Origin of the sequence: Brasilonema sp. UFV-L1, assembly GCF_012912105.1 — a bacterium.
Lineage (GTDB): Bacteria > Cyanobacteriota > Cyanobacteriia > Cyanobacteriales > Nostocaceae > Brasilonema.
Genome location: NZ_QMEA01000057.1, coordinates 1 through 26,126, shown reverse-complemented (window position 1 = coordinate 26,126; position 26,126 = coordinate 1). Strand labels below are relative to the sequence as shown.

General features: G+C 43.9%; 22 protein-coding genes and 2 pseudogenes. 1 reads left to right on the top strand and 23 read right to left on the bottom strand.

What is annotated here, in order from left to right; translation table 11 throughout:
- Positions 1-246: 246 nt before the first annotated feature.
- From DP117_RS17475 to DP117_RS37250, 23 genes and pseudogenes are all read right to left on the bottom strand, one after another.
- Positions 247-1,200 (bottom strand): alpha/beta hydrolase, encoded by a 954-nt coding sequence (locus DP117_RS17475; RefSeq protein ID WP_169219556.1) that lies wholly within the window; start codon positions 1,198-1,200, stop codon positions 247-249.
- 36 nt (positions 1,201-1,236) lie between these two features.
- Positions 1,237-2,121, bottom strand: a complete 885-nt coding sequence (locus DP117_RS17470) for a 4-hydroxybenzoate solanesyltransferase (protein ID WP_211176169.1) — start codon at positions 2,119-2,121, stop codon at positions 1,237-1,239.
- A gap of 113 nt (positions 2,122-2,234) precedes the next feature.
- The gene (locus DP117_RS17465; RefSeq protein ID WP_169219555.1) at positions 2,235-2,990 is read right to left on the bottom strand and encodes an SDR family NAD(P)-dependent oxidoreductase; all 756 of its coding nucleotides are present in this window, start codon (positions 2,988-2,990) and stop codon (positions 2,235-2,237) included.
- A gap of 75 nt (positions 2,991-3,065) precedes the next feature.
- Entirely contained in the window at positions 3,066-4,097 is a 1,032-nt protein-coding gene (locus DP117_RS17460) for a Rieske 2Fe-2S domain-containing protein (RefSeq protein ID WP_169219554.1), read from the bottom strand.
- Positions 4,098-4,375: 278 nt separating this feature from the next.
- The gene (locus DP117_RS17455; RefSeq protein ID WP_169219553.1) at positions 4,376-5,743 is read right to left on the bottom strand and encodes a cytochrome P450; all 1,368 of its coding nucleotides are present in this window, start codon (positions 5,741-5,743) and stop codon (positions 4,376-4,378) included.
- Between the two features lie 14 nt (positions 5,744-5,757).
- Positions 5,758-6,774 carry a Rieske 2Fe-2S domain-containing protein gene (locus DP117_RS17450; RefSeq protein ID WP_169219552.1) on the bottom strand — a complete coding sequence of 339 codons (1,017 nt, stop codon included), beginning with the start codon at positions 6,772-6,774 and terminating at the stop codon, positions 5,758-5,760.
- Between the two features lie 288 nt (positions 6,775-7,062).
- On the bottom strand, positions 7,063-8,145 hold the full coding sequence (locus DP117_RS17445) for a Rieske 2Fe-2S domain-containing protein (RefSeq protein ID WP_169219551.1): 1,083 nt from the start codon (positions 8,143-8,145) through the stop codon (positions 7,063-7,065).
- Positions 8,146-8,211: 66 nt separating this feature from the next.
- Positions 8,212-9,606: a cytochrome P450 gene (locus DP117_RS17440; protein ID WP_169219550.1), complete on the bottom strand. Its 1,395-nt coding sequence runs from the start codon at positions 9,604-9,606 to the stop codon at positions 8,212-8,214.
- Positions 9,607-9,631: 25 nt separating this feature from the next.
- Complete coding sequence (locus DP117_RS17435; protein WP_169219549.1) at positions 9,632-10,516, bottom strand: methyltransferase domain-containing protein; 885 nt, start codon at positions 10,514-10,516, stop codon at positions 9,632-9,634.
- Positions 10,517-10,598: 82 nt separating this feature from the next.
- Positions 10,599-11,906, bottom strand: a complete 1,308-nt coding sequence (locus DP117_RS17430) for a cytochrome P450 (protein WP_169219548.1) — start codon at positions 11,904-11,906, stop codon at positions 10,599-10,601.
- 65 nt (positions 11,907-11,971) lie between these two features.
- On the bottom strand, positions 11,972-13,276 hold the full coding sequence (locus DP117_RS17425) for a cytochrome P450 (protein WP_169219547.1): 1,305 nt from the start codon (positions 13,274-13,276) through the stop codon (positions 11,972-11,974).
- A 66-nt stretch (positions 13,277-13,342) separates the two neighbouring features.
- The gene (locus DP117_RS17420) at positions 13,343-14,647 is read right to left on the bottom strand and encodes a cytochrome P450 (protein WP_169219546.1); all 1,305 of its coding nucleotides are present in this window, start codon (positions 14,645-14,647) and stop codon (positions 13,343-13,345) included.
- 270 nt (positions 14,648-14,917) lie between these two features.
- Positions 14,918-15,058 (bottom strand): hypothetical protein, encoded by a 141-nt coding sequence (locus DP117_RS35410; protein WP_248277700.1) that lies wholly within the window; start codon positions 15,056-15,058, stop codon positions 14,918-14,920.
- Between the two features lie 187 nt (positions 15,059-15,245).
- The gene (locus DP117_RS17415; protein ID WP_169219545.1) at positions 15,246-16,517 is read right to left on the bottom strand and encodes a cytochrome P450; all 1,272 of its coding nucleotides are present in this window, start codon (positions 16,515-16,517) and stop codon (positions 15,246-15,248) included.
- Between the two features lie 34 nt (positions 16,518-16,551).
- Positions 16,552-17,331 (bottom strand): ABC transporter permease, encoded by a 780-nt coding sequence (locus DP117_RS17410; protein WP_169219544.1) that lies wholly within the window; start codon positions 17,329-17,331, stop codon positions 16,552-16,554.
- Positions 17,328-18,272, bottom strand: coding sequence for an ABC transporter ATP-binding protein (locus DP117_RS17405; protein WP_169219543.1), 945 nt, complete (start codon positions 18,270-18,272; stop codon positions 17,328-17,330). The genes DP117_RS17410 and DP117_RS17405 overlap by 4 nt, the downstream gene beginning before the upstream one ends.
- A 200-nt stretch (positions 18,273-18,472) precedes the next feature.
- Entirely contained in the window at positions 18,473-20,200 is a 1,728-nt protein-coding gene (locus tag DP117_RS17400) for a filamentous hemagglutinin N-terminal domain-containing protein (protein WP_169219542.1), read from the bottom strand.
- A 225-nt stretch (positions 20,201-20,425) separates the two neighbouring features.
- A complete protein-coding gene (locus tag DP117_RS36290; protein ID WP_248277699.1) occupies positions 20,426-20,701 on the bottom strand; it encodes a hypothetical protein in 276 nt (91 codons plus the stop codon).
- A gap of 330 nt (positions 20,702-21,031) precedes the next feature.
- Positions 21,032-21,499 carry a VOC family protein gene (locus tag DP117_RS17390; RefSeq protein ID WP_339381289.1) on the bottom strand — a complete coding sequence of 156 codons (468 nt, stop codon included), beginning with the start codon at positions 21,497-21,499 and terminating at the stop codon, positions 21,032-21,034.
- Positions 21,500-22,736: 1,237 nt separating this feature from the next.
- A complete protein-coding gene (locus DP117_RS17375) occupies positions 22,737-23,063 on the bottom strand; it encodes a hypothetical protein (protein WP_211176168.1) in 327 nt (108 codons plus the stop codon).
- A 299-nt stretch (positions 23,064-23,362) separates the two neighbouring features.
- Positions 23,363-23,665 (bottom strand): annotated as a pseudogene (locus DP117_RS17370) (transposase); the annotation flags it as partial.
- A 32-nt stretch (positions 23,666-23,697) separates the two neighbouring features.
- Positions 23,698-24,039, bottom strand: a complete 342-nt coding sequence (locus DP117_RS37255; RefSeq protein WP_169219537.1) for a hypothetical protein — start codon at positions 24,037-24,039, stop codon at positions 23,698-23,700.
- A 66-nt stretch (positions 24,040-24,105) separates the two neighbouring features.
- Positions 24,106-24,414 (bottom strand): transposase, encoded by a 309-nt coding sequence (locus DP117_RS37250; RefSeq protein WP_339381288.1) that lies wholly within the window; start codon positions 24,412-24,414, stop codon positions 24,106-24,108.
- A 366-nt stretch (positions 24,415-24,780) separates the two neighbouring features.
- Here DP117_RS37250 and DP117_RS36280 point away from each other — a divergent pair.
- Positions 24,781-25,563 (top strand): annotated as a pseudogene (locus tag DP117_RS36280) (transposase); the annotation flags it as partial.
- Positions 25,564-26,126: the final 563 nt, after the last annotated feature.

Below are 26,126 nucleotides of genomic sequence, written 5' to 3'. Positions count from 1 at the left end.
CAAAGGCGCTAGCTGTTATATAGCGATCGCTCTTAAGAGAGAACCGTTTGGTTCCTGAGCCGCGAGGGCTCAAACCCTTATTTTCCCGTCAGTTTCCAAAAGTTTGTGATCTACTGAATGTATCTCTGAATATTCTTAAATATTGGTACACAGTGGAGGGAGTTCATTTTTTACTATGCAACGCCCTAAATCATTCTAATTCCGCAGTGTCCAATAAGCAGCTACATTCCGAGGGGAATATCAGAATTAGGCTCCTACAAATTGATCTGACCATCGACGAGCTGCTTCAAACCATTCATGTGCATTTAGATGCAGATTTATATTGTGCCCTGCTTTTGGCAAAACAAAAGTTTGTAAGCAAGCCTCGGGAGAGAAGAAAGGTAATTCATTAGCAGCCACGCTAGCATTACAAGCACAGACTTCTGTTGTACAAAAGAAGATATCGTTTTGTCCAATAACCACCAATACTGGTACGCGAATCTCCTTCTCTAATTCAAAAACGCTAATGTCAATTCCTAACTCTGGAGGCGTCACTGTCTCCTTCGTTGCCTCATCTAATGCAATCACTTCTGGATCGCAATACTCTTGATTGTAAAATAACTGACCTCTGACTCCTGGTTTTGTTGTCAAATAACCAGAAGGTATGTTTTTATCTTTGAAACATGGATCGAGTTCTACTGGATACTTAAAGTACGGAATAGTCTCTGCAACGATATCCCGCTTTATCACATTCAACAAACCAGTGATGATAACACCCTCTACGCCTCCATACTTACTTACTGCAGAAATAACAGTTAGAGCACCAAACGAGCGACCTACATTCACAATGCGCTTAAATTCCACGCCCCCAATTTTCCCATCCCGCAGTGCTTGATTAATTTGATGCAATACATAAGCATGAGCTTCTAAAGTGACTTGCTCAGCAGGTGGATGAGAGCTTTTTCCGATACCAATTCTGTCAATGTTAAACGTGACATATCCTGCATTCGTTAGCACATGAACATAGGAGTAGCGTTCAGGCTGGTAAGGCCAATCCCAGTAGATATGGCTGTAAGCACCTCCATGAACTAAAACATGAACTGTTCGATTCTCTAGCGGAAGTTGACCGCACAGCTGACCATAAACCTCGTATTGTGCGGGTTCCCCGGGGGCCAATGCTACAGGCAAGTAAACATCAAGACAACTAATATTTGAAGACATAAGCACATTATTGCGTACAGGTTTCAATTCTGGCTTTCAACCACCTACAATCATTCCGGATAGTAATAGAAAGCCAATCCAAACATTTTGGCTAAACATTTGGTTATAGGCAGAACTAGGAAGTTGAGGAGCGCATAAACGGAGACACTGCCAAGTCCAACCAAGAGCAGCGAGAAACAGAGTAACCCAGAAGCCCACTTGTAATTGCATCATAAGACCTAAATTGGCTAGTAATAAGGTTGTTCCTAAAAAGAAGGCTCCGACAGCAATAGGGATATACTCATTAAAGAATATGGCGCTAGAGTTGACACCAATCCGTCGGTCATCCTCGCGATCAGATATGGCGTAAATGGTATCAAATCCCAAAGCCCAAAATACCGTTGCGCCCCAGAGTAGCCATGTGGCTCTCTCTAATTGTCCGCTCACTGCACTCCAACTAACTAACACTCCAAACCCCCAGGCAAGTGCCATGACTAATTGAGGAACTGGGAATACTCGCTTTGCTAGGGGATACAGTATAATCAGCGGCACTGATGCTAGGAACAACCAGAATGAGAGCGGCTTGAGATAAAATGCCAGAAACACAGCACTGCTAATAGCTACCAAAGCAGCAACAATGGCGATTTTAATTGAGAGGGCACGAGAAGCTAAAGGACGGTTTAGTGTCCGCTGAACTTGCTTGTCAATATCTCGATCCCATAAATCATTGACAGCGCATCCCGCTGCACTGCTAGCCACGCTTACGAAAACAATAAGGCTAACAAGTGGTGCTGGTGGCGTGCCTCGTGCTGCTAGGAACACAGCCCACAAGGCTGGTACGATTAATATTAATCTCCCAACTGGCTTGTCCCATCTCAAAAGTCGAATAATCTGAAGCCAAGTGGGTAGTTTTTGGCTATCTTCCTGTTGTTGGATCAGCATGATGTTGTGAGATCCTTGTTCTCCTTTTAAAAGTTTGATTTTGCCCAATGAGGAAAGCAAATTAAGAGAGTTCACAGTACTCGAGGATCGTGAGGATTGTTACCAACTTATCCTCATGAGGCTCTTTCCTGATCAGTGGGCAGTAGCAGAATTTCGTTAACGTTGACATATTTGGGCTGCGTGACAGCATAGAGAATTGCAGCAGCAATATCCTTGCCTTCTAGGGGTGTTATAGATTGATAATAGGCTTGAGCCTGTTGTCGGATCGCCGGATTGGTGATATGGTCAGCTAGTTCCGTTGCTACTGCACCAGGCTCGATAATGGTGACGCGGATATTATGTTTGCAAAGCTCTTGGCGCAAAGCTTCTGAGAATGCATTTACACCCCACTTGGTAGCGTTGTAAACACCGACATAGGCTCTTGCTGACCGACCTGCAGCCGAGGAGATGTTAACAATGTGCCCCTCGCCCTGCTCTTTCATCAGTGGTAAAACAGCGTGGGTTGTATACATTAAACCTAGAAGGTTGAGGTCAATCATGCAGCGCCACTCGGTTGTATCTACTCCCTGGATAGGATTAATTAACATTACACCTGCACTGTTGACTAGAATATCTACGCGTCCAAACTTTTCATTGACTTGCTGCACCGTTTGCCTTGCTTGAGCCTCATCGGTTAAATCGGCAACAATTGACAGGGCTTGTCCACCGAAATCACCAATATGCTCTGCGAGTGACTCTAGTCTGTCTTTTCGTCGTGCTACAATCGCAACCTGTGCCCCTTCATCTGCCAGTGCTATTGCTGTTGCTCGACCAATGCCGGACGAAGCTCCAGTCACAACTGCGATTTTACCTTCTAATTTGCCTGCCATAATTCCATTTCTTTTGTTCTTAGTTCATCTTTTGAAGGTTGCAAATTTTGCAGCCACATTCCGTGTCTGTGGTTCCTACGAATTCAGAGGTTTGCTTGTAACAAAATACTCTGAAGGGTAGAATTGACGTGCCCAACGTCGGTATTTTGCGATCGGTCCGTCGCCGTAGGACAGAAGAGGTGAGTTACAGCGAGACCTATTCTCCAAAATTGGAAGATCCTCCTCGTAGGCAATTCTCGTGCTGTAAATGATTAAGGGTATGAGAGCGTTAGTTATCGGTTTATTAACGATCTGTTTAATACTAGAAACTATTCGAGTTTCACAGTACTCATCATCAATTGGAGTGTTAAACACTCGGAGTATCTGAAACGGAGAACCTTTCTCTTCATGTGCTATTTGCTTTATGAAGAGGTAACCCATACCACAATGGACAAAATCGAAGAAGATTTTTAATTCTTTACCTAGGATTAAGCTCACGGGGAAAGGAACTTTCACGAATAAAGAGTAGAGATGATAGAGAAGCGGACCCTTAATCTCAATATTTTCGCACTCGGCAATGTATACAGCACGATGAATCGTTTTGGCGTGAACCAAATCGCAATCCCCTTGAGTGACATCCTGAATGTGCGTGCGTGCTTTACGATGCAAGATTTTAACAAATGGTCCCCAATTTCCATCTATAGGCTCTTCTGGTAGCTCTGGAATTTCCCAGTCAGGAGGAGATCCATGCGAGTGGTAGTACACCATAATCACTCCATGCATCTCCCGTACCGACCATGAACGAGCTTGTATATTAGGAGGCATTTTACTTGCATAGGGGATATTAATGCAGTTCCCGTTTCCGTCAAAACACCAGCCATGCAACGCACACTGAATGTTTTCTCCTTTGACTTTTCCGCCATAACCAAGGTGAGTGCCTAAATGCGGGCAGTGGGCATCAAAAACATAGGGTGTACCGCTCTTGCTACGGAAAAGCACTAAATCTCTGCCAAAGTAATGGAGTGGTTTGACTTCCTCTGGCTTTATCTCATCACTGTAAGCAATGCAGAACCAACCATTGGGAAAAGACGTGAGTGGGAGACGTAATTTTTCATCGGCTAATTGCATAAAACACCTCTCGATCATGAAACACGCTATAAAACTTCAGCGAAGGTAGGGCTTACGCACCGTACAAACGAACTATGTTGTGTATCGTAAATATGTCGTTTCAGCCTTTTATCAATCACCCTTTCTTGGTTGCGATCACTTAGTGGGGAATAGAAAAATTAAGCTAGAAGCGTTAAAAATCATACCTCCTATTTTGACTTTTCTGTCAATGCGTAAGTCATAGAAGGTAATTCACTAACTATACCTAAAGCTTTTTTTTAGAGCCTTGTTAGAGATGCTCACACGCTGATAGGAATGCTCACCTCTTTTTCATGCAGACTCGTTGCAACTAACCACTCACCATCGGAAGGTGCCAATGTCACCCCACGACGAATTGGTTTTACTCGACGATTGCCTACAATCGCTAAATCTAAGTGTAACAACACTCTTGCTAACACCACTTTCATCTCAAACATGGCAAATGCCATACCAATACAGCGGCGGCTGCCACCTCCAAACGGGAGAAACTCATACTGTGAGTATTTCCGTTCTAGAAAACGCTCTGGTCTAAACTGCTTGGGTTGAGGATACAAATCTGGACGGTGGTGCGTAAGGTATATCGAGGGAACCAGTAAAGTACCTGCTGGAAACTCATAATCCATGACTCGAATAGGAGTTTTTGTCATCCGAGTCGAAGGAAGCATGATGATTGGGTAAAGCCGGAGAGTTTCACAGCAAACTGCATCAAGATATGGCAGTTTCATCAGGATATCAATACTTGCATTACCCTCTATGCTATCTAGTTCTTGCAAAAGCTTTTTGTGTACTTCTGGAAGAAGATGAATCCAATACAGTGCCCATGTCATTGCCGAAGTTGAAGCCTCGTGACCTGCCATGAGTAACGTGATCAGTTCATCTCGAATTTCTTGATCAGTCATCGGCTTCCCGTCATTGTCCTGTGCAGACATCATTAACGAGAGGATATCGCTACGAGATGGATCGGGGGTGTCTCTAAGCTCTTGAATTTCGGCGTAGATCAGGTCATCAACTTTTTTCTTCAAAAGCTTGAACTGTCCCCAAGGACTCCACGGTCCTAAATCTTGCTGTAGCAAGGGGAAAAATAAGGGCAAAGCCTTTAGGGGAGAACTAGATAGCTTCAATACTGACTGTATAAGTAGTTTGAGTTTTTCATAACGCTGTCCTTCCTGTAAGCCAAATACTGTTTGCAAGATTACCCTTAAGGAGATCTCAGTCATTGATAGGCGTACAGGGAACGGTTTGCCAATTTCCCAGGTGCTGATGACTTGCTCAGTGATATTCCAAATCAGTTGCCCGTAAGACCTCAGGTGATCGCCATGTAACGGTGGTGCCAATAACTTCCGCTGACGCTGATGAGGTGCATCGTCTAACAACATCATTGAATAGTCCCCCAGCAAGGCTCTGAAAATTCCGTTCGCCCTACCTACATAAAACTGGTCTGGTCGAGCAGTAAAAATATCCTGAATGGCTTGGGGATTAGAAAAAACCACGCTAGGCTTTCCCGTGGGCCGTGCTGTAAAGCAGTCACCGTAGACTGCTGCGGTTGTTTCCATAAATTTCAATGGGTTTAAAACCCATTGCATCCGCTGCACAAACCCTGGAGTTTTTGGACCATTTGGTAACTTCATAACAATTGCCTTTACTATTTATAAGGATCCTCAGAGTAAAATTGGTGTGACCACTGTCGAAACTGTGCGATTGAACCATCACCGTCACAAAAGGGAACATGACTGCGATGAATCTTATCCCTTAAAAGAGATAAACTTAGCTCAAATCCTCTCTCTAGATCCTTGCGCAGGAGTGCTTCTAGAGCACGGGTTAGAAGCTTGTTAAAAACTTTAGGCATTCCAAAAAGCAAATGGATCTCGCTATGTTCCTCATCAATGGGTGTAGCCAACACGATATTTAACCAACGACCCTTTATCTTCCCGTTTAGAGAGTGAATAATGAAGGAAAAACCTAGCCCATAGCTTCTGACTTCAGATAGTAGGTTCACTTGCTCCCCTATGATCCAGGCCGCAGGAATAGGGGGTCTATATTGGGTAGAGAAACGATGAACAGCAATCGGTCCGTTAAACTCTACATCTTCACTTTTGGCATGTGACGCTTGAGCGTGCACATTAATATGACCAATATCATAACTGTGTTCGCATACTTCTTGCGGGTGAGTGCATAGCTTCCATTGCTTAATCCTACGAAACGGAACCCCCTCGTTATCAATATACTTAGACAGATCAGGAATCTCCCACGTAGGTGGCTTTTTCTGAGAGTGATAGTACAGCATAATCATACCATTGAGCTCGCTGACTGACCACTTCCCAATCTGAGCGGTAGGGGGTAGTTTGTTGCTGTAGGGGACATCAGTGCACTTCCCATTGCTGTCAAAGCACCACCCGTGGAAGGGACATTGAATGCCTTCTCCCTTGACTTTTCCGCCATAACCGAGGTGAGCCCCTACATGGGGACAGTAGGCATCAAAAACATAAGGCGTCCCGCTCTCGGTGCGGAAGAGTACTAAGTCTTTGCCAAAGTAATGAAGTGGCTTGACTTCTCCCGGTTTGAGTTCGTTGCTACAGCCAACACAGAACCAGCCATTGGGGAAAGACGTAAATGAAAAACGCGATTTTTTTTTCGTTAACTTCTTTTGTGCTAATTTCATAATACCTTATCGTAAGTTGGACAACCTGCAAAAAAAGACTGTCACATCAACTTAGAGCGAGGAACTACCGTTAGGAGCAATCCACGACAGATAGGAGCCATCTGACAAAACTTTCTCTACTGGAAATTTAACGTTCTTTGGTACTCGTCCAAGTAATGACATTTCTTGCTTTGAGTTGCTTTGGTTTTGGTCTTCATCGTCAAACTAGGCGCGTAATGGGAATAAGTAAAATTTACCATTTCTCCTTATTCGTGCAACAACGCCTAACCGAACCGTATTGTCAACACTTCAAAGAGGTCTTGTCATTAAGTCTTCGCTTTGCGTATGAGTGGAGGAGATTGCTGCGGTCAAATTTGTGTTTGGGTTAGGGGAAGGGACATCAGAGTAAAACTGGCGCGCCCAGCGTCGAAATTTTGCAATTGGACCATCTTCATCATAGAGAAGAGCATTGCTGTGATAAGCTTTATTCTCCAGAATAGGAAAGTCTTGCTCGATCAGTCTTTGTATATCCTTGCTCGTTGCCACAGCAATAGCATGGGCTAAAGGACTTCTGAAAAGGTTAGGTATACCAAACGCTAAGTGGATATCACAGTATTCCTCATCAACTGGTGTAATCCAGTAAATATGCATCCAACGGAAATTAATCTTCCCTTTTGCAGATAGAGTAGTGAAGATACAACCAAGACCGTAATGTCTGAGTATGGATAGACCGTTCACTTCCTCACCCATTATCCAGACTTCGGGGAAGGAAGGTGCGTATCCCACATAAACACGATTAACAGCAACGGCTCCATCAAACTCCATACTTTGACTTTTAGGAGGGGATGTTACGTTAGCTATATCGTGTACAACCATAAGATGAGACATATCACAACCATTCTCACCTATCTCTTGAGCGTGAGTACGCACTGTCCATTGCTTAACTTTGCGAAATGGGACTCCTCCTGTATATTCAGATAAATTAGGGATCTCCCACGTAGGTGGTATTCCTTCTGAGTGGTGGTATACTAAAATAACCCCATTAATCTCACTAACTAGCCATTTCTGAATCTGGGCAGCAGGGGGTTGTCGATTGGTATGGGGGGTAGCAGTGCACCTGCCATTGCCATCAAAGCACCATTCATGGAACGGACACTGAATGTTTTCTCCTTTAACTTTTCCGCCATAACCGATGTGAGCCCCTAGGTGGGGACAGTGAGCATCAAAAACATAGGGTGTTCCACTCTTGGTGCGGAAGAGCACTAAATCTTTGCCAAAGTAACGCAGTGGCTTGATTTCTCCAGGTTTGATCTCGTTGCTGTAGGCAACGCGGAACCAGCCATTCGGGAAAGAGGTAAACGGAAAGCGCGATTTTCTTTCTACTGATTTCATAAAACTCCTCATCGCAAGTTGAACGACTTGCAAGAAAAGACTGCCAAATCAACAATATTTAATGAGCTATTGATGTACTCCTTTCAGTTCACACAATTGAGATGTTCGATTCGCTAGTAACCGCTCTTGGTAGCGGTAACCAGCCACAACCATCTGCATTCCGTCTGGGGGAGCTAAAGTAGCACCACGACGCACAGGCTTAACTGGACTTTGATCGAGCAGGGCAAGTCGATAACGCGACACAATCGTGGCAAGAACTAGTTTCATTTCAAATAAGGCAAATGCCATACCAATGCAACGACGGTTACCACCCCCAAAGGGTAAGTACTCATAAAGAGAAAACTGTCTCTCCAGAAAACGCTCTGGTCTGAACTGCTTCGGTTGTCGGTAGATATCCTCACGATGATGAGCCAAATAAATACAACCAATCAACTTTGTACCTTGCTCAAACTGATGCTCCGCAATCTTAATCGGTGATTTTACAATTCGGGGCATCGTAAGCATTGAAACTGGGTAGAGGCGCAGTGTTTCAGAGCAGATTGCACTGAGATAGGGAAGTTTGGCAATAATACTGACATCTGAAATGTCGCTGATGGTGTCCAGTTCATCTAAAAGCTGGGTATACACCTCTGGTAAATGATGAATCCAATACAATGCCCATGACATAGCTGTAGCTGTGGTTTCATGACCCGCAACTAGAAATGTAATCAGCTCGTCACGCAACTCCTGATTGGTCATAGGCTGACCATCTTCGTCACAGGCAGACATTAACAAACTAAGGACATCCGTGCGAGTGGAATCGGGATGCTCCCGGCGTTGCTGAATCTCAGCATAAATGAGGCTATTGATTTGTTGCTGTTGGTGCAGAAAATGTCCCCAAGGACTCCAAGGTCCTAGATCTCGTTGAAGTGACCGCAGGAAGAGTAAGCTAGAACTGAGCGGAGAACTAACAGAGTCAAGCAACGACGTCAGCAGTTCCTTCAGTTGTTGAAACCGCTGCCCCTCGTTTATGCCAAATACAGCATCTAGCATGACACGCAAGGAAATTTCTTGCATGGCGGAACGAACTGCAAAGGGTTTGCTGATGGTCAATGTTTCCATCACCTGCTCTGCAATATTGCAGATTAATTGACCATAAGCACGCATTCGTTCACCATGAAAAGGTGGGGTCAGGAGATGGCGCTGGCGGTGATGAGGTGCACCGTCCAGCATGATCATAGACTGATCTCCTACTATTGGCAGTAAAAGTCCTTGTGTACTGGCGAAATAGTTGGAATCTACAGTAAAAAGCTCTTGAAAGGCTTGGGGACTGCCTAAAAGCACCGCTTCAAAATTGCCCCATCTTACTGTGAAGCAATCACCGTAGAGCTGAGCAGATTTTTCCAGGTAATCCAAAGGATGGGAAATCCATTGGATAAGCTGTAGAAAGGGCGGTGTCTTTGGACCCGGAGGTAGTTGCATATAACTTGTCTTAGAAATGAACGAGTTAACCTTGAGCCAATTCAGACTTGCGTGCCGTACAGATAGCTAAAAACCATAAGCCAAGCTGGAAGGTTCGATACAAGGCGAAGTTACCGAGTGCAGAGCGATATTCTTGCTCTGATTGTATACGCAAGGTACGTAAGACCTGACCAATCGGGTAAAAGAACATATTCTGCCTGTAGCTGCGAATACAAGAACGCTTGGCATAATGAGAGATGTCCTCAATGCAGATATCTTGAAATCCCACTGTCCTTGCCCAAGTGATAAATTCATCAGGTCTTGGCAATCTTGGGATTAGTCCACCGGAAGATATAGCTTGCAGGTGACGTTCTTCTTTTTGAGAGTAAGTCCTATTGAACAAATAACTATCTTGAACGACCAACTTGCCACCTGGTTTGAGCAGACGATAAGCCTCGGCTAAAAAAAGCTGTTTATCAAGGATATGCAAGAGACTCTCTTGGGCCCAAAAGATATCGAAACTCCCATCTGGCAACCCTGTGTTTAACAGATTCACGTTTTCGAAGCTGACAAAGTCATCAAGACCTCGCTTTTTAGCATAGTGGTTTGCTCGGGCAACCTGATCGGACGAGATGTTGACACCAACCACTCGAGCACCATACTCCTTAGCAAGCCACAATGACGTACCGCCAAAGCCACAACCCGCGTCCAAGACTCGTGCTCCTTGGAACATGCCAACACGCTCTGCCATCGCCTGATTCATGTTGATTAATGATTCAGCATGGCTGCGAGTATTCTCGTCCCAGTAGCCTAGGTGTACAGCAAGGTTATCTTCATTTAACCATAACAGGCGGGCAAATGGCCAAACCCTATCGTACCATGTTGCAACAGCTAAGCTTTGATTTTGTATTGAACTTGAAAGTTGAGTCATAATGCTACTTACTGATCTCTTCCTCAGATGAAAAATGGATAGCGGAGTAACCGTTAGACTGGACTAGACTAGACGATAAGGACTATCGCGGTTCTACCAGCAGTTCAAATTTTTCTGGTCCCAGGACTGCTCCACGCCTGATGGCTCGCACAGGACGCTTGTCTGCTAGCTCCACGTTGTATTCAGACAAAATTGTTCCTATCGCCAGTTTTAACTCGAACAACGCTAGCGCCATACCTATACAGCTTCGATGCCCACCTCCAAAAGGAATATATTCGTATGGGGTAAAATGACGTTCCAGAAAACGCTCAGGACGGAACTTCTCCGGTTCGGGATAAATTTCCTCACGGTGATGGATTAGGTAGGGAGAGGGGTATATTACTGTATTAGGTTCGAGTTCCCAATCAAGAAGCTTGAAGGGAAATTTTGTTTTACGAGGTCCAAAGATATACGGTGGTGGATAAATTCGTAGAGCCTCTTTGATGACAGCGTCTAGATAAGGTAAGCTTCTGAAATCTTCTCCACTATCGATCTCTGCAAGGAGCTTATCTTTAACTTCTGGAATCGTAGAAACCCAGTAGAGTATCCAGGTTAGGGTATAGGAAGTAGGCTCTCGTCCTGCAAATAACAGAGTCATTACTTGACAATAAATTTCCTGGTTCGTTTCACTTTCCTGCATCAGGATCGATAGAATATCTCCTTGATCGCCTACACCTGCTTGCCGCCGCTCTCGAATCTCAGCCGCAACTTCTTCAAAAAAAATCTCCCGAGAGCGCAGCCACTTTCTGTACGTACCCGAGAAAACCTGTAAAAAGGGGTTAAATAACTGTATAGCTTTCAGCGGCGTCTCTATGAGCCCAAGCTGAAACATGAACTCGCGTGCAATCGTTTGGTAGCGCTCTCCTTCAAATGAACCAAACGTAAAACTAAGAATTGTTGCCACCGTAATTTCCCGAGCAACTTCCTCAGTCACAATCTTACGTTTCCCATCTAGGAGACTTCGTGTAACCTGACAAACTAACTCACGGCAGGTTTTCATCCGTTCACCACGAAAAGCGGGTAAGAGCATTTGGCGCTGCCTAAGGTATTCTTCACCACTTGCCATCGCAATTGAGCCATCGCCCCCAAAGATAAACCTTACACTATCAGCGAAGTTCTCTACTACACCAAATGTCTCTTCTGGCTCCGCAAACACTTGGCGAACGGCTTCAGGAGAAGCTGCGATGATTGCCCGCATGGGAGCATATACCCAAAATACATCACTGCGCGCAAACCCTGCTTCTAAATATGCAATGGGATCAAGGATAAAAGAAGATAGCTGTAGAAGATAAGGAGCCTTTGAACTAGGTATCTCTGTCGGATTCCGGAGCGAGTTTAAAAGTGTAGTCATGATGCCGTCCATTTCTCAAGTAATTGATCGTGGAGTAACCGCTAGACTGAGCTAAACGATGAGGACTATCGCCGCTCCACTAGCAGCTCATATCTCTCTGGTCCTAGAACTGCTCCACGTCTTACAGCTCGCACAGGGCGTTTGTCTGCTAACTCCACGTTGTATTCAGACAAAATTGTTCCTATTGCCAGTTTTAACTCGAACAATGCTAATGCCATTGCGATGCAGGTTCGATGCCCTCCTCCGAAAGGAAGGTACTCGTATGGAGTAAATTGTCGTTCCAAAAAACGCTCAGGACGGAAGGTCTTTGGTTCTGGATAAATTTCCTTGCGGTGATGGATCAGGTAAGGGCAGGGGAACACTACGGTACCTGGTTCAAGTTCCCAATCGAGGAGCTTGAAGGGAACTTTTGTGACACGAGGCCCGAATATAAACGCTGGTGGATAAATTCGGAGGGCTTCTTTGATGACCGCATCAAGGTAGGGTAAACTCATATAGTCCTCACCACTATCGATTTCTGCAAGGAGCTTATGCTGAACTTCTGGGAGCGTACAAATCCAATAGAGTATCCAGGCTAAGGTATAAGAAGTCGACTCTCGTCCTGCGAATAACATAGTCATGACTTGAGAGCAAATTCGATCATTTGTTTCACCCTCTTTAATGAGAAGTGAGAGGACATCTCCTTGATCGCTCATGCCTGCTTGTCGCCGTTTTTGCGCTTCAGCTGCAACTTCCTCAAAAAAAATCTTTCGAGAGCGCTGCCACTTTCCCCATGAGCCCCAACTAGCCCGGAAAAAGGGAACAAATAATTGCAAAGCTTTCAGCGGTGACTCAATAATTTCGAGCTGAAACGTGAGCTCCCGAGCAATCGTCTGATAGCGTTCTTCCTCGAATGAACCAAACGTAAAACTGAGAATAGTTGTCATCGTAATGATTTGAGCAATATCTTCAGTTACAACCTTATGTTTTTCATCCAAGAGGCTTCGCGTAACTTGACATACTAACTCACGACAGGCTTGGAGCCGTTCGCCACGAAAAGCTGGACCTAACACTTGGCGTTGCCTGATGTGTTCTTCACCACTGACAAGTCCCATCGAGCCTTCCCCACCAAGGATAAGCCTTACACTAGCATTGTCCATAATGCTAAATGTCTCATTTCCTGCCGCAAACACTTGGCGAATTGCTTCAGGAGAAGCTGCGATAATTGCGTGCATCGGAGCATATGCCCAAAATACTTCACCAAGGCGTGCAAACCCTGTTTCTAGATATGCAACGGGATCAAGGACAAAAGAAAACAGTTGTAGCAGGGAAGGAGTCTTGGAATTAGGTATCTTATTTTGGTTCTGGGTTAAACTTGAAAGTGTAATCATAATTGCCGTCTATTTCTCAAGTAATTGATCGTGGAGTAACCGCTAGACTGAGCTAAACGATGAGGACTATCGCCGCTCCACTAGCAGCTCATATCTCTCTGGTCCTAGAACTGCTCCACGTCTTACAGCTCGCACAGGGCGTTTGTCTGCTAACTCCACGTTGTATTCAGACAAAATTGTTCCTATTGCCAGTTTTAACTCGAACAATGCTAATGCCATTGCGATGCAGGTTCGATGCCCTCCTCCGAAAGGAAGGTACTCGTATGGAGTAAATTGTCGTTCCAAAAAACGCTCAGGACGGAAGGTCTTTGGTTCTGGATAAATTTCCTTGCGGTGATGGATCAGGTAAGGGCAGGGGAACACTACGGTACCTGGTTCAAGTTCCCAATCGAGGAGCTTGAAGGGAACTTTTGTGACACGAGGCCCGAATATAAACGCTGGTGGATAAATTCGGAGGGCTTCTTTGATGACCGCATCAAGGTAGGGTAAACTCATATAGTCCTCACCACTATCGATTTCTGCAAGGAGCTTATGCCGAACTATGGGCATTGTACAGACCCAATAAAGAATCCAGGCTAGGGTATAGGCGGTAGACTCTCGTCCTGCGTATAGTAGAGTCATCACTTGAGAGTAAATTCGATTGTCCGGTTCACCCTCTTTAATGAGAAGTGAAAGAATGTCGCCTCGATCACTCATACCAGCTTGTCGCCGTTCTCGCGTTTCAGCTGCAACTTCTTCAAAAAAAATCTTCCGAGAGCGCTGCCACTTTCCCCACGAGCCTGAAAAAAACCGTAAAAGAGGAACAAATAACTGCAAAGCTTTTAGCGGTGACTCAATGATTTCAATCTGAGATGTAAACTCTCGTGCGATCATCTGGTAGCGTTCTCCTTCAATTGAACCAAACGTAAGACTGAGAATAGATGCCACACTAACAGTTTGGGCAACTTCTTCCATCACAATCTTTCGTTTTCCATTCAGGAGACCTCGGGTAACTTGACAAACTAGCTCACTACAGGCTTTCAGGTGTTCACCTCGAAAAGCTGGACCTAACACTTGGCGTTGCCTGATGTGCTCTTCACCACTGACAAGCCCTATCGAGCCTTCCCCACCCAGGATGAACTTGGCACTAGCATTGTCCACGATGCCAAATGTGTCATCTCCCTTTGCAAACACTTGACGAATGGCTTCAGGAGAAGCGGCGATAATTGCCCGCATCGGAGCATATGCCCAAAATACTTCACCAAGGCGTACAACCTCCGTTTCTAAGTATGTAATGGGATCCAGAACAAAGGAAATTTGCTGTATAAGAGAAGGACTCTTAGAATAGGGTATTTCTCTTTGCTTCTTGGTTGAACTTGAAAGTGTAATCATGATTTCCTCTATTTTCTAGATGAATAAATAAGGGAGCATCCCAGTTTTTATTCTTTCAAAAGACATAAATAAAATATGAGAAGGTAAAGGAGTAATTAAGCGATCGTTGTAATGGGAGTCGTCATCACTGAAGAAGAAAACCAACTTTTAATCGAACACGCTCGTGCGATAAGCGGAGCTTATGGAGAGAACTACTAGCTTCTACCAATTCTCTATCAAGTAGTACTTAATTTTGATATCCCCCACGTCGTTTCGCTTAATCTGTCCACTTTAACGATAATGACGCAGTAGATTTCGTACAAATGACAAGCTGACCTTGAATCTTTGAGTTAACTGGCGTTGAGAGCCTTCCTTCGCAACACACGCTATAATCACGCGACGACGTAAATCTCCTGAGTAAGATACTGGCATCTAATTAAACAATCACTCTCAATACTACTCGGTTAAGCCCTTTCCGCACACCATAGACAACGAAATTTCAATGGTTTCAGCCCTACCTAATTTCCTTAACCGAGCAGTATTGCAATCACTCTATGTTCAGCGTATCATCGTTTGTAGTTCAGTTACCTGAAAATTGTTGTAAGCAAGAGGATGAGGATTATCGCCGTTCTACCAGCAACTCATATTTTTCGGGACCCAAGACCATTCCATGCCTGATAGGGCGAACAGGGCGTTTGTTTGCCAGTTCCACATTGTACTCCGACAAAATGGTTCCGATCACCAGTTTTATCTCGAACAATGCTAAAGCTTTACCGATACAAGTATGATTCCCCCCTCCAAATGGAAGGTATTCATATGGGCTAAACTGACGTTCCAGAAAACGCTCAGGACGGAACGTCTTTGGTTCGGGATATATTTCCTCTTGTTGATGGACGAGGTAAGGGCAGATGGTTAAAAGCGTACCTGGATCAAGTTGCCAATCGAGAAGTTTAAAAGGAACTTTAGTAACACGAGGATTTCCAATAAAGCCTGGTGAATAAAGCCGCAAGGTTTCTTTAATAACCGCATCTAGATAAGGTAAGCTCATGAAATCTTTACCACTATCAATTTCAGCAATTACTTTGTCTTTGATTTCTGGAATTGCACAAATCCAATAGAGTGTCCATGCCATGCTATGGGCAGTGGTGTCTCGTCCTGACAACAACATCGTTGTGACTTGGGCGCAAATTCGCTTGTCCGTTTCGCCTTCTTTGATCAGGATCGACAGAACATCGTCTTGAGCGCCTACATCAGCTTGTCGCCGTTCTCGAATCTCAGCCGCCACTTCTTCAACGAAAACCTTTTGAGAGCGCTGCCACTCCCCCCAAGAACCCCAACTAACTTGTAAAAAGGGAACAAATAATTGCAACCCTTTTAGAGGCGTCCCAATGATATTCAACTGGGACGCAAGTTCTCGTGCTATTGTATGATAGCGCTCTCCTTCAACTGAACCAAACGTAAAATTGAGAATTGTTGTCATCGTAATCGTCTCAGCTAAATCTTCAACAACGACTTTACGTTTTCCGTTGAGAAAATTTTGTGTAACGTGACAAACTAACTCGCGGCAGCTTTGCATCCGTTCGCCTCGAAAAACTGGACCTAGAATTTGGCGCTGCCTGACGTGTTCTTCACCACTTGCCAGTGCAATTGAACCTTCTTGAAAGAAGATTCTGCCAAAAGCGTTGTTTAATCCTGTGTCAAATGTTTCACTTCCTGCTGCAAACACTTCGTGAATCGCAGCGGGAGAACCTACAATGATGGTTGATTGCGGGATGTACGCCCAAAAAACATCACCAAGGTGCTTAAAATTAGCATCCAGGTAGGAAATGGGATTGAGGGCAAAGCGAAGCACCTCAACAAAAGCAGGATTGCTCGAACTAGGTATTTTCATAGCTTTCCTAAAACAAAAGTTATTCAAAAATAACTTACTTGATCAACTTAGGATAAATCTGGCACATCGCTAAATAGGCAAAGACGACCATCAGAACCAGTAGCCAAGAAATCTTCAGCCACCAGAATGAGGGTAATCCGAAATTCCAGCGGAGTAAGTCGGTAAACGATGCCATTGGGAGAACTGAAGCAATTCGTTCCAGAAAGGGGGGTAGAGTTTGGCGAGGGAAATACGTCCCACAGAGGGTAAACATGGGAACGATGAGGAGAAAGATGGGAATATTAATTTGATCACTTTGACGAACAGTGCCTGCGGTTAACAGTCCCATTGCGCTAAACACAAGGCTCCCCAAGAGCATAATTGGTAGAGACAATAGTAAGTTCCAGGCTGGATACAAGCCCCAAAACACAGCGACGGTTCCGGTTAATGTACCTGTAATCATCCCTTTGGTAGTCGCCCATAACCAATCACCTAGAAAGACCTCGGAAAAACTCAACGGTGCAGTGAGTAAGGCTTGCCAGGTTTTTTGGAAGTGGATACGAACAAAACTTGCGAAAGCGCCCTCAAGGAAAGAATGAAACAACACACCGACTGCCATCGTGCCAGGTGCAATGAACTTTAGATAGGGGATTTGTTGTTCTGCATAAGTGATTGCTCCAATTAAAGGCATTAAGCCGTAGCCAAAGGCAACTAAATGGATAATTGGCTCTAACAAAGGTGGCAGGCAATTGACGAGCCATGTGCGTTGATAAACCTTAGCGTGGCGATGCCAAACAGAGTAAACTCCCCAGACAGAAACTGAAGGACCTTTCATTGCAATACTCCTCCGGTTAAGCGCAAGAACACGTCTTCTAAGTTTGCCTGACGACGGGTTAGGCGTTGGGGTCGCATGGCAACCAGTTGTTCCCAAAGTCGATAATCATCGGGAGGTAATACCAGCAGATAGCCGCTGCCAAAAGAACGCCACCACGTATCTGCTTGCGTTGCAAACCTTTGGAGTACCGCTTCATTTACCCCTTCGATTTCAACAACTTCTTTGCCCACGGTACGCTCAATCAGTTCACTCGGTGTCCCTTGATCAATAACTTGACCGTCTTGCAGTAAGAGCAGGCGATCGCACAATCGCTGAGCCTCATCCATGTAGTGCGTTGTTAACAACACTCCACAACCCTGCTGCTTCAAGTCAATCACCACTTTCCAAAACTCCTGACGGGCGTCAGGATCAAGTCCCGTCGTTGGCTCATCCAGAAACACCACTTGCGGATAGTTAATTAGGGCACGAGCAAGCACCAACCGTCGCTTCATCCCTCCTGATAAATCGTTTACGGAACGTTGGGCATAGTTTTGCAGGTCTAGTTTTGCTAGCAGTTCTCCAGCCCGTTTGCGAGCGTCTTTGCCCAAGATGCGATAGTGATGAATAAAGTAGATGAGGTTTTCAATCACAGAAAAATCAAGGTCAAGATTATCCTCCTGAGTGACAATACCCATCTTGGCGCGAGCCATTCGCCCATTACTCTGCACTTGTGTGGAACCGAGTTTGACGAAGCCACGACTAGGCACAACAGCTCCATAAAGCATGCCAACTGTAGTGGTTTTCCCTGCACCATTGGGTCCCAACAGACCCACAATTTCACCGGGATTCAGAGTGAAGCTTACACCCTGAACAACAGCGCAATCACCGTACATTTTCCACAAGTCGTAGGCAACCAGTGCCTCTGTGCTAGTTTTAGGATTACTTGAGCTGAGTATCTTCATAGCTCTTCTAGAACAAAAATTATTCAATCGTAGCAATTGCCGCCTAGTTCAGCTTTATCCATTTACCAAAACTGCAATCGCATAAACCGAAGCCCTTATTTCTCCGTAGCTGTGACTTTTTCAACGCCTTGTACAGAGATGCTCTTACATGGGTATTAAGTTGGTCTTGAACGGCTGTAATCTTGGTTGTTTTAGTTTTCTCAGGCAGTATCTCCACCTTCTCTAGGTGCGGGGTTGGTAGCGATACTACTCCCATCGCTAAGGATGACGGAATCAGCTTCGATTTTTAACCTTCCTACAGCACCAGCTTCACGACCGACCGTCACACATCCGTTGTCAGTTACCCTCAATAGCTTTGTCTTAATTGTCATCTCTGCTGACGCATCGCTTGGCGCAGTGGGACAGGGAGCAACTTCTCCCGTCCGTCTCATAAAAGAGGAACTTGCCGCAGCAATTCTACTAGACTCCTTGTATCCTGGCAGCCAGCCGCTGACCTCAACCGACTCATAGGCATTAATCGTGAGTTTTGCACCGCTTGGCGAAGTAGACGTAGCAATCCTGGCTGAATCTCGCACTTCCACGCGGCACGCATTAATAGTCACGTTACCACAGTTTCCCTCACCAATTGTGACCGAGTGAATTCCACTCGTTTCTATAAAATGCCAGTTAGTTCCAACTAACAATACGGATTCGGCGGCGTTAACAGTTAAGTTCCCACAATTGCCTTTGCGTAAACTACCGCAAGCAATAATACCTCCGTCTAGAACCATTACCGACCCTGTCGAAATGGTCAGATCGCCAGTATTGCCAGAACTGTAAGATGTGGAGTTGATAGCACTGAAGAAACGAAAATCCTTCAGTGAAGTCCCCATCAACTCCAAAGATTTAGAGGCATTGATGCATATGTTTCCTGCTTGGGCAGCTGAGACTGTTAAGGCGGAGATGGTTGCCCCATCTCGCACGATTAATCGTTTCGTAGAAATCTCAATACTTCCGCCTTTCCCGCCTGCTGTTGTTTGCGAGAGTAAACGGGTTTGAACTCGAACGTCGGGGCTATGTCCACTCAACTCTACAGATTCGGAGGTCTCAATCGTTAAACTTCCTCCTAGCCCATCGCCTTCATTTTGAATCAAAATTAACGAGCCTTCTACAAGGCTGAGGCGTCGCCCTCGCACTCGGATCGAACCGGTACTCACTCCACTAGCATCAACAAGGGCTTGGTCTTGCAGCTGAATATCTCCAAAATTCTGCACGACTTCATAATTGAAAGTCCAACCTTGCTCCGTCGCGTCCAGCCTTACTTCCCCTTCCCGAACACTGCTTAACTCGACTGTAGCACCTTCTCCCAATATTGTACCGCTCTCTAGTATTAAATCTGTGCCTACTAGAGCGAAAGTTTTACCCGAGCATACTTGCAATCCACGGCTACTATTTCGGGTAACAGCAGGGAAGAATAAGTTTTCAATCTTTAGATCGTGCCCTGTGCCCATAACCCGAATGCGTCCTAAAACCGAATCATCAAACCGCAGTCGGCTAGGTACGCTTGAAGTTAGGGGAGAAGAACTCAAGTCGCCAGATAATTCTAACTGAGTTCCATCTGCAAATCCGATTTCATTAGCTGTTGTAGCGACAAACGAACCGCCAGTATCGAGAAACGCATACTCACCAAAATCAATACCATTGGGATTAAGGAAAAATAGGTTTGCAGCTCCTTGTATCCGGAGAGTGCCTTCTATTTTAGAGACAGACTCCCCAGTAATGCAGATAATAATGTTCTCAATTGTCGAATCGTTCTCAACGACAGCTGTAGCCCCTTCTGGGATAGATAGCGCCGAAAATTTGAGGAATAGATTCTTGGCAACAGCTATGCCGCTATTAAGTTTGAGGATGTTGCTTGTAATTGAGTTTGCCTCAAAAAATGCAGTCATTATAATATTCCCTTGTTTCAATGAATAATTGATCGTAGAGCGTCTACTGAACAGGGTAAACGCAAGAAAATTTATGCGTTGGATGAGCAAGACTGTAAGGGAATCGAAACTTCTAAAACTTTAAGCATGTAAACCTCATCTATGCTGGCTCGTTTAGCCTTTTGCCGAGTCCGTAATCTCATTACTTTTGTCATCACTTTAACTTGACCGAGAAACAGCCGATGCTCACGCTCCCCAAGCACTAACTACATGTAAAGAGGACTGTTGTTGGTTACGGTCATAAGAACCATTGAATTTTTTGCCATCAATCGGGACGACTTGTGCCCCTAAATCCTCTACCAAACTGCTCAACCAGCTATGAAAACTGCGCTCAAATGCTGTGGGCGATATCCTCTCAAACAGTCGACGATAGGTATCGCGCTCGGAATCCCAAACGGCAGTGGCAAGAAACTGGACAACCAACATTGATGGCTCACGCCATTGGTTTCTATGTCTTCCCATCCTTGAGCACCACCAATAGTCGCCAACAGCGCAATCATTACAATGCTGATAAAAGGATGAAGCACACCTTGCTTCCCTCGGGGGTCGTGCAAGTCCTCAAAGTGATGCGCCAATTGTTGATGGATTTGGGAGCAATCCGTTGCAGGCAGCACTGACCCAGATTGTCTACTCAAAGCTGTAGAGTTAGACGATGTGTCAAAACCTGCAACAATTGGAAATACCTGTAGAAACTGCATTTCCTTAGCATATTACAATTTCATTTTTCTTGCGTTTACCCTGTTAATTCTCATACACTTCACGCACAAATATTACATACTTAACAATTATTCCTTAAGTTAAATAAGTTGGTTTTGGAGGCTGTAGATAATCATGACGAATTTCAATCAGCAATCTGTCCGGATCGTAGCAGTAAATAGCTTGTCCCGTAGGACCGTCAATTCCATAATCGAATTTTATTTGGTTAGCACGTAGCACCTCAATTGCCTGCTCAAATAATTGTGAATTAATTTCAAAAGCAAGATGATTTGAAATCTCAGCATGGGTAAAGCCGTGATGAGATTCAGTGTTATTTAATGGCAAATCAGGTTCCCAAAATAGATTCAGGAGCGAACCATCAGGAACATAGAAAATAGCAATTTTTTCAGCCTCGATCAACTTACGTATTGGTTCAGGAAGTGCATCACCAGTAAGTTCATGAAGACCAAGGATGCCGCCATAGAAGTGGCGGGAGACTCTCATGTCGCTGACCTTTAAGGAGATATGGTGTATTCGACGTAGGCTCCCTTTAGGTAGAGTCATATTTAACAAATTTGAACTAGATAGCATAATCTTTGAACATTACATCACAAGGTTTAAAATGTTTAGACCTGTAGAAATCAAATGACAATAATGAGGGCATTAACCTATACCACAAAATCCTACTACAAAGCTACAATTTTCACTTCAAACGATATAAACGAATTTAACTATGGAATGTTTTTTTATAGGAAAAAATCATGAAAACCTATATTAAGTAAATTTTTCTATGCAATAAAAGCACGAAGAAAACTTGCAATGAAAAATTCAACTTTTCTGATATAACTAACAATGTGTTCTCTGTTCTACTCTATTATCTATTTAACATTTTTTTTGGCTTTATTTGATAAAGATTTATTAACAAGATTTTGATACACAAATTCAAGCCAAGACGGTTCAGTTAAGTCTTAAAGTCAGGTAAATTAGCACTCTTATATGACTCTATTTAGAGTCATATGAATGAGAAATCCTCAAACGTAGATTCAATCTATGCTCAACCCCAGAACTGCCACTCTGACTGGCACCTTCGTGGATGATTACTGTGCTTTTTATCAAGACCTATTTTTGGAAGTCAGAACTTATGAGAACTTCAAATATCTTCATGTAGAAATGATTTCTGATATTAAAAGGAAGTCTTTACAGCCATTGCTATATCTGTAGGTTTACATGATCCACAACCTCTACAGCACTTTCTCACGGACGCACCTTGGTGAGTGATGCAATTGAGACTCCGGAGATTATTGTTGAGGTTAAAAATCTTACAAACAAGGTCATTCAAGCTCATATTAGATGAAACTGGGGACAAAAAGAAAGGCAATTCTATGGATGATGTATCTCGGCAGTATATTGGAAATTTAGGCGCATTTAATAACGGTATAGTTTCAGTAAATACTTATGGCATTTTGGGCAATATTACTTTTCCATTAATATTTAAGATCTTCAAACCCAGAAAAAAACTCAAGGAAACAGAGGAATCTAAAACTAAGTCTTAACTTGCTGCCGAAATTATCCAAAAACTTAAAGGCAAAGGATTTATTGATCAGCTTTAATTATGGCTTTCATATGGCAGTTGCTTAATTTATTATTGCCTGTCGTTGGAGCGGATGAAACAAGCTTTGCTCAAGGGAACATTAATGGATGCAATCCCAAACAAAGTCAAGCCTGGTTGTGGGTTGCATGTACAAAGTAGTAACATTTTTTTCAGATTGCACTTTCACGTTGTTCAAATGCAGCCCGAAAGCTATCTACTGGGTGAAGACGAATGGCACGAGGAATTGAAAAGTTTTTCTAATAACTTTTCTGGCAATCTTGACCCTGCTTGATAGTAAGCACTCGTATCAGTTGAGGGAATCTCTACCTCTTCCTCTGCCAAATGTGCAATTATTTTACTCACGGCATTATAACAAGTTTTCTCAGTATCTAAAACTTGAGATAAAAATGCCCACAAAGTTATGAACGGGTCAAATAATCGCTTTTTATACTTAATTTTTAGCTCAGAGATTGCTTGTCTAATTACAGACTGACTTTGATTAAATTTATCCTTGAGAATTTGTACTCGTAGTGTCACAGTAGTGTTTATGCTATATACTCGGCAACAATTGCCTTAGCCTTGGTATAGGTAATCTTCTGGCCCAGACTTGCGCATTTGAGTGCTTCTGCCCTAGCTCCTTCAGAGGTAGAGGGAGAGGACAGGAGGTAAAGGGCTGAGGCGGCGATATCCAAATGTGTCAATTTGACACATTTGAACCCACATTCCGCCCTTACAACTGTCACAATAGATATTTTGTAAAAGGGACGGAACTAACGGGACGTGACATCCTCCCGCCACTGACTCGGAGTACCGAGTACAGTGGGGGCTTCCAAGAATCACTTCCTGGTTTTTCCTGTTTCACGGGTCGTGCCTAGACTTGCGTCCCCAGACAACGATACCTCCACAGGCAGCTTGACTGCGAGTCCCGCAGCTGCAAGACCTCTTTGCTCTACTACCATCGCAGCAGCAACATCGCGGTCTGTTGTGTATCCACACTCATGACAAACATGAACACGTTCAGACAGTTTCTTCTTTCCAGTATGAGTTCCGCATTGAGGGCAGGTTTGACTAGTCCCGTTGGGGTTCACCTTGGCAAAATACACCCCACGTTTCCAGCAAACCCAAGAAAGGATTTCAAGAAAACTACCCCAAGCTGCGTCGAGACTAGGACTTACGCATTGACAGAAAAGTCACTATGTGTATTCAAGCCCAGCTTCTGTTGTAGATGTTTCAAAATGAAATCACGAGCCACTTGAAGAGATAAATTTCTTTGAAGTTCATACCAATTTTCAATTAACTCTTCAGCTCGCATCAACTCAAGTTGGGTAAAGGCGCGAATAGCACTAAAAAAATGAGTTTTGATAGCTTCAGTTGTTCCTACCATCCGTCGTTCAATACCACAAACCTGTTTGATTGCTCTGTGGTAACATTCGATTCCCCAATGAATTGAATGTAATACTTTAAATTCTGCCCTAGTAATTTGATTAAGTGCATCTTCTTCGGTCAAAAACATGATGTAGTATCTTTTCTCTTCGTTTTTGAATGTTTTTTGAAATACTTTCACGCTGCCAAAACTTTTTCAATGCACAATTAAGCCTTCATCAGGTATTTCTAAATTTTGAACTTGGGTGTAATCTCGACCATTAATGGAACATGAACGATTTTTAGCTATGCCCATTAAAAACCCTAATCCTTTATTTTTTAAGAACTTTAAGTTTTCTCTGCTAGCATACCAGGCATCTGTTGTTACCATTTGCGGCTGTAATCCCCAAGTCAAAACTTCGGTTATCATTTCTCTCAAATAATCATTTTTCGTCTTACCATCCTGTTTGTTATATAGGCGATAGTTGACAGGTACAGACTTACCTGAGTCTTCTGTGTAGTACAACGTAATTAGCTGGACCCCTTTGACTACACGATGATGCTTACCTGACCAAAAGTACCCGATTGAAGAAGAAGTCAGAAGTCAGAAGTCAGAATTCAGCAATCTTATGGATGGGGATTCAAACCCCAACCAACTGTGGACAACGCCCTTCGGGTTCGCCAGTCGCCTACGGAGGGAGACCCTCCTGCAGCGCTGGTCTCACCAGACGCCTCAAGTCGGGAAACCCGCCCACGGCGCTGGCTCCCCTGCAGACGGTGGGGATTTAAACCCCTAGACTCATCCGTTCAGGCATTACAGGAGTCCACTCGATGTCAAAAAAAAACTCCTTCTTCCTCCTGACTCCTGACGACTGACACCTTCGTTCTGTTGTTAAAATCAATGGGATTTAGGTTTAATCTTGTTCTGGCGGATAGTTTATATGGAGAAAGCGGTAAAAATTTTCTAAGCGTGCTAGATGAATTAAATCTTAATTTTATAGTTGCGATTCGCTCAAATCACCGAGCGTGGGGCATAGCAGAAACCGAGGTGAAATATTCAGAGTGGCAAAGATTCAAGCGAGTCTTCTCTAACTTAAGTTCAGAAAATAGATTTATTAGAGAGATAATTTGTGGTCAAAATCAAGGAATTAGATATTGGCAAATAACCACTGATAAAGAAACGCTACCAAAAAACACAACTTGGTACGTAATGAGTAAATACCCTGAAATTACACCGAGAGACGTTGGAAATTTTTATGGTTTACGAACTTGGGTAGAATATGGTTTAAAGCAGAGTAAAAATGAATTAGGTTGGGCAGATTTTCGAGTCACTCATTATCCCCAAATAGAGAGGTGGTGGGAAATAGTTTGTAGCGCTTATTTGATGGTCAGTCTCCATTCTGAACAATTGCTCAAATTTCCACCACAATCTGAATCTAATTTCTCATCGCATCCCTGGTGGGATAAAGAAAACGGTTGGAATAATATTCTGAACAACCTCCGTTTGATACTTCAACCATTTGTGCTATTCAATTTAATTAAACCTTGGCTAAAAGTCTTTACAGTTCCTAAGTTATCTGAAGGATTTTTTCATCTCCAAATAATTGTCAATAATTTGACTCGTTCAATTTTTCAAAACTTCAATATTCCTTATTTCTATTTTTCCTCTGCCTAGAGTGACAAAAGAGGGTTAGTAGTAGCCACCTGTCTAATTTTCTCACAACTAAGCCCACCACAGTTCCACGCTTAGTGTTGGGCGTTCTTACAAGCGCTGCCATCATAGAACCACGTGGGCGATCGCCTACCCAGGCCGCTTTCTTCACACTTGACCTGTCGCTAAACGGGGTAGTGTTACGGAAGCTGCAACCAGGGGCAAAGTACGCTAAAATGTTTACCAGTAAAGCGTTTTAGACGATTAACGTAACAGCATTCAAGCAAACTCCAAAGTTCCGAGTATGGTTGGAGTCGGAACTTTTTGGCTCTAATCATGTACCACTTAATACCTTTGAGGCATAAAATCGTCACTCAAGTGGGTTAAGTTCCGATTCTTCAACAAAATTCGGAACTTTTGTTTGTCGCTTAGTTAAACTATACGGTTTAGTTTGCCCTTGGTCGCAGCTTCCGTAACACTACCCCTAAACAGAGTCCCTACACTGTGCCAGTTGCGTAAGTCCTGCTAATCACTGGAGTTTAGACTAAAGTAGGCGATCGCTATTTATCATGTAGCAAGATAAAAAA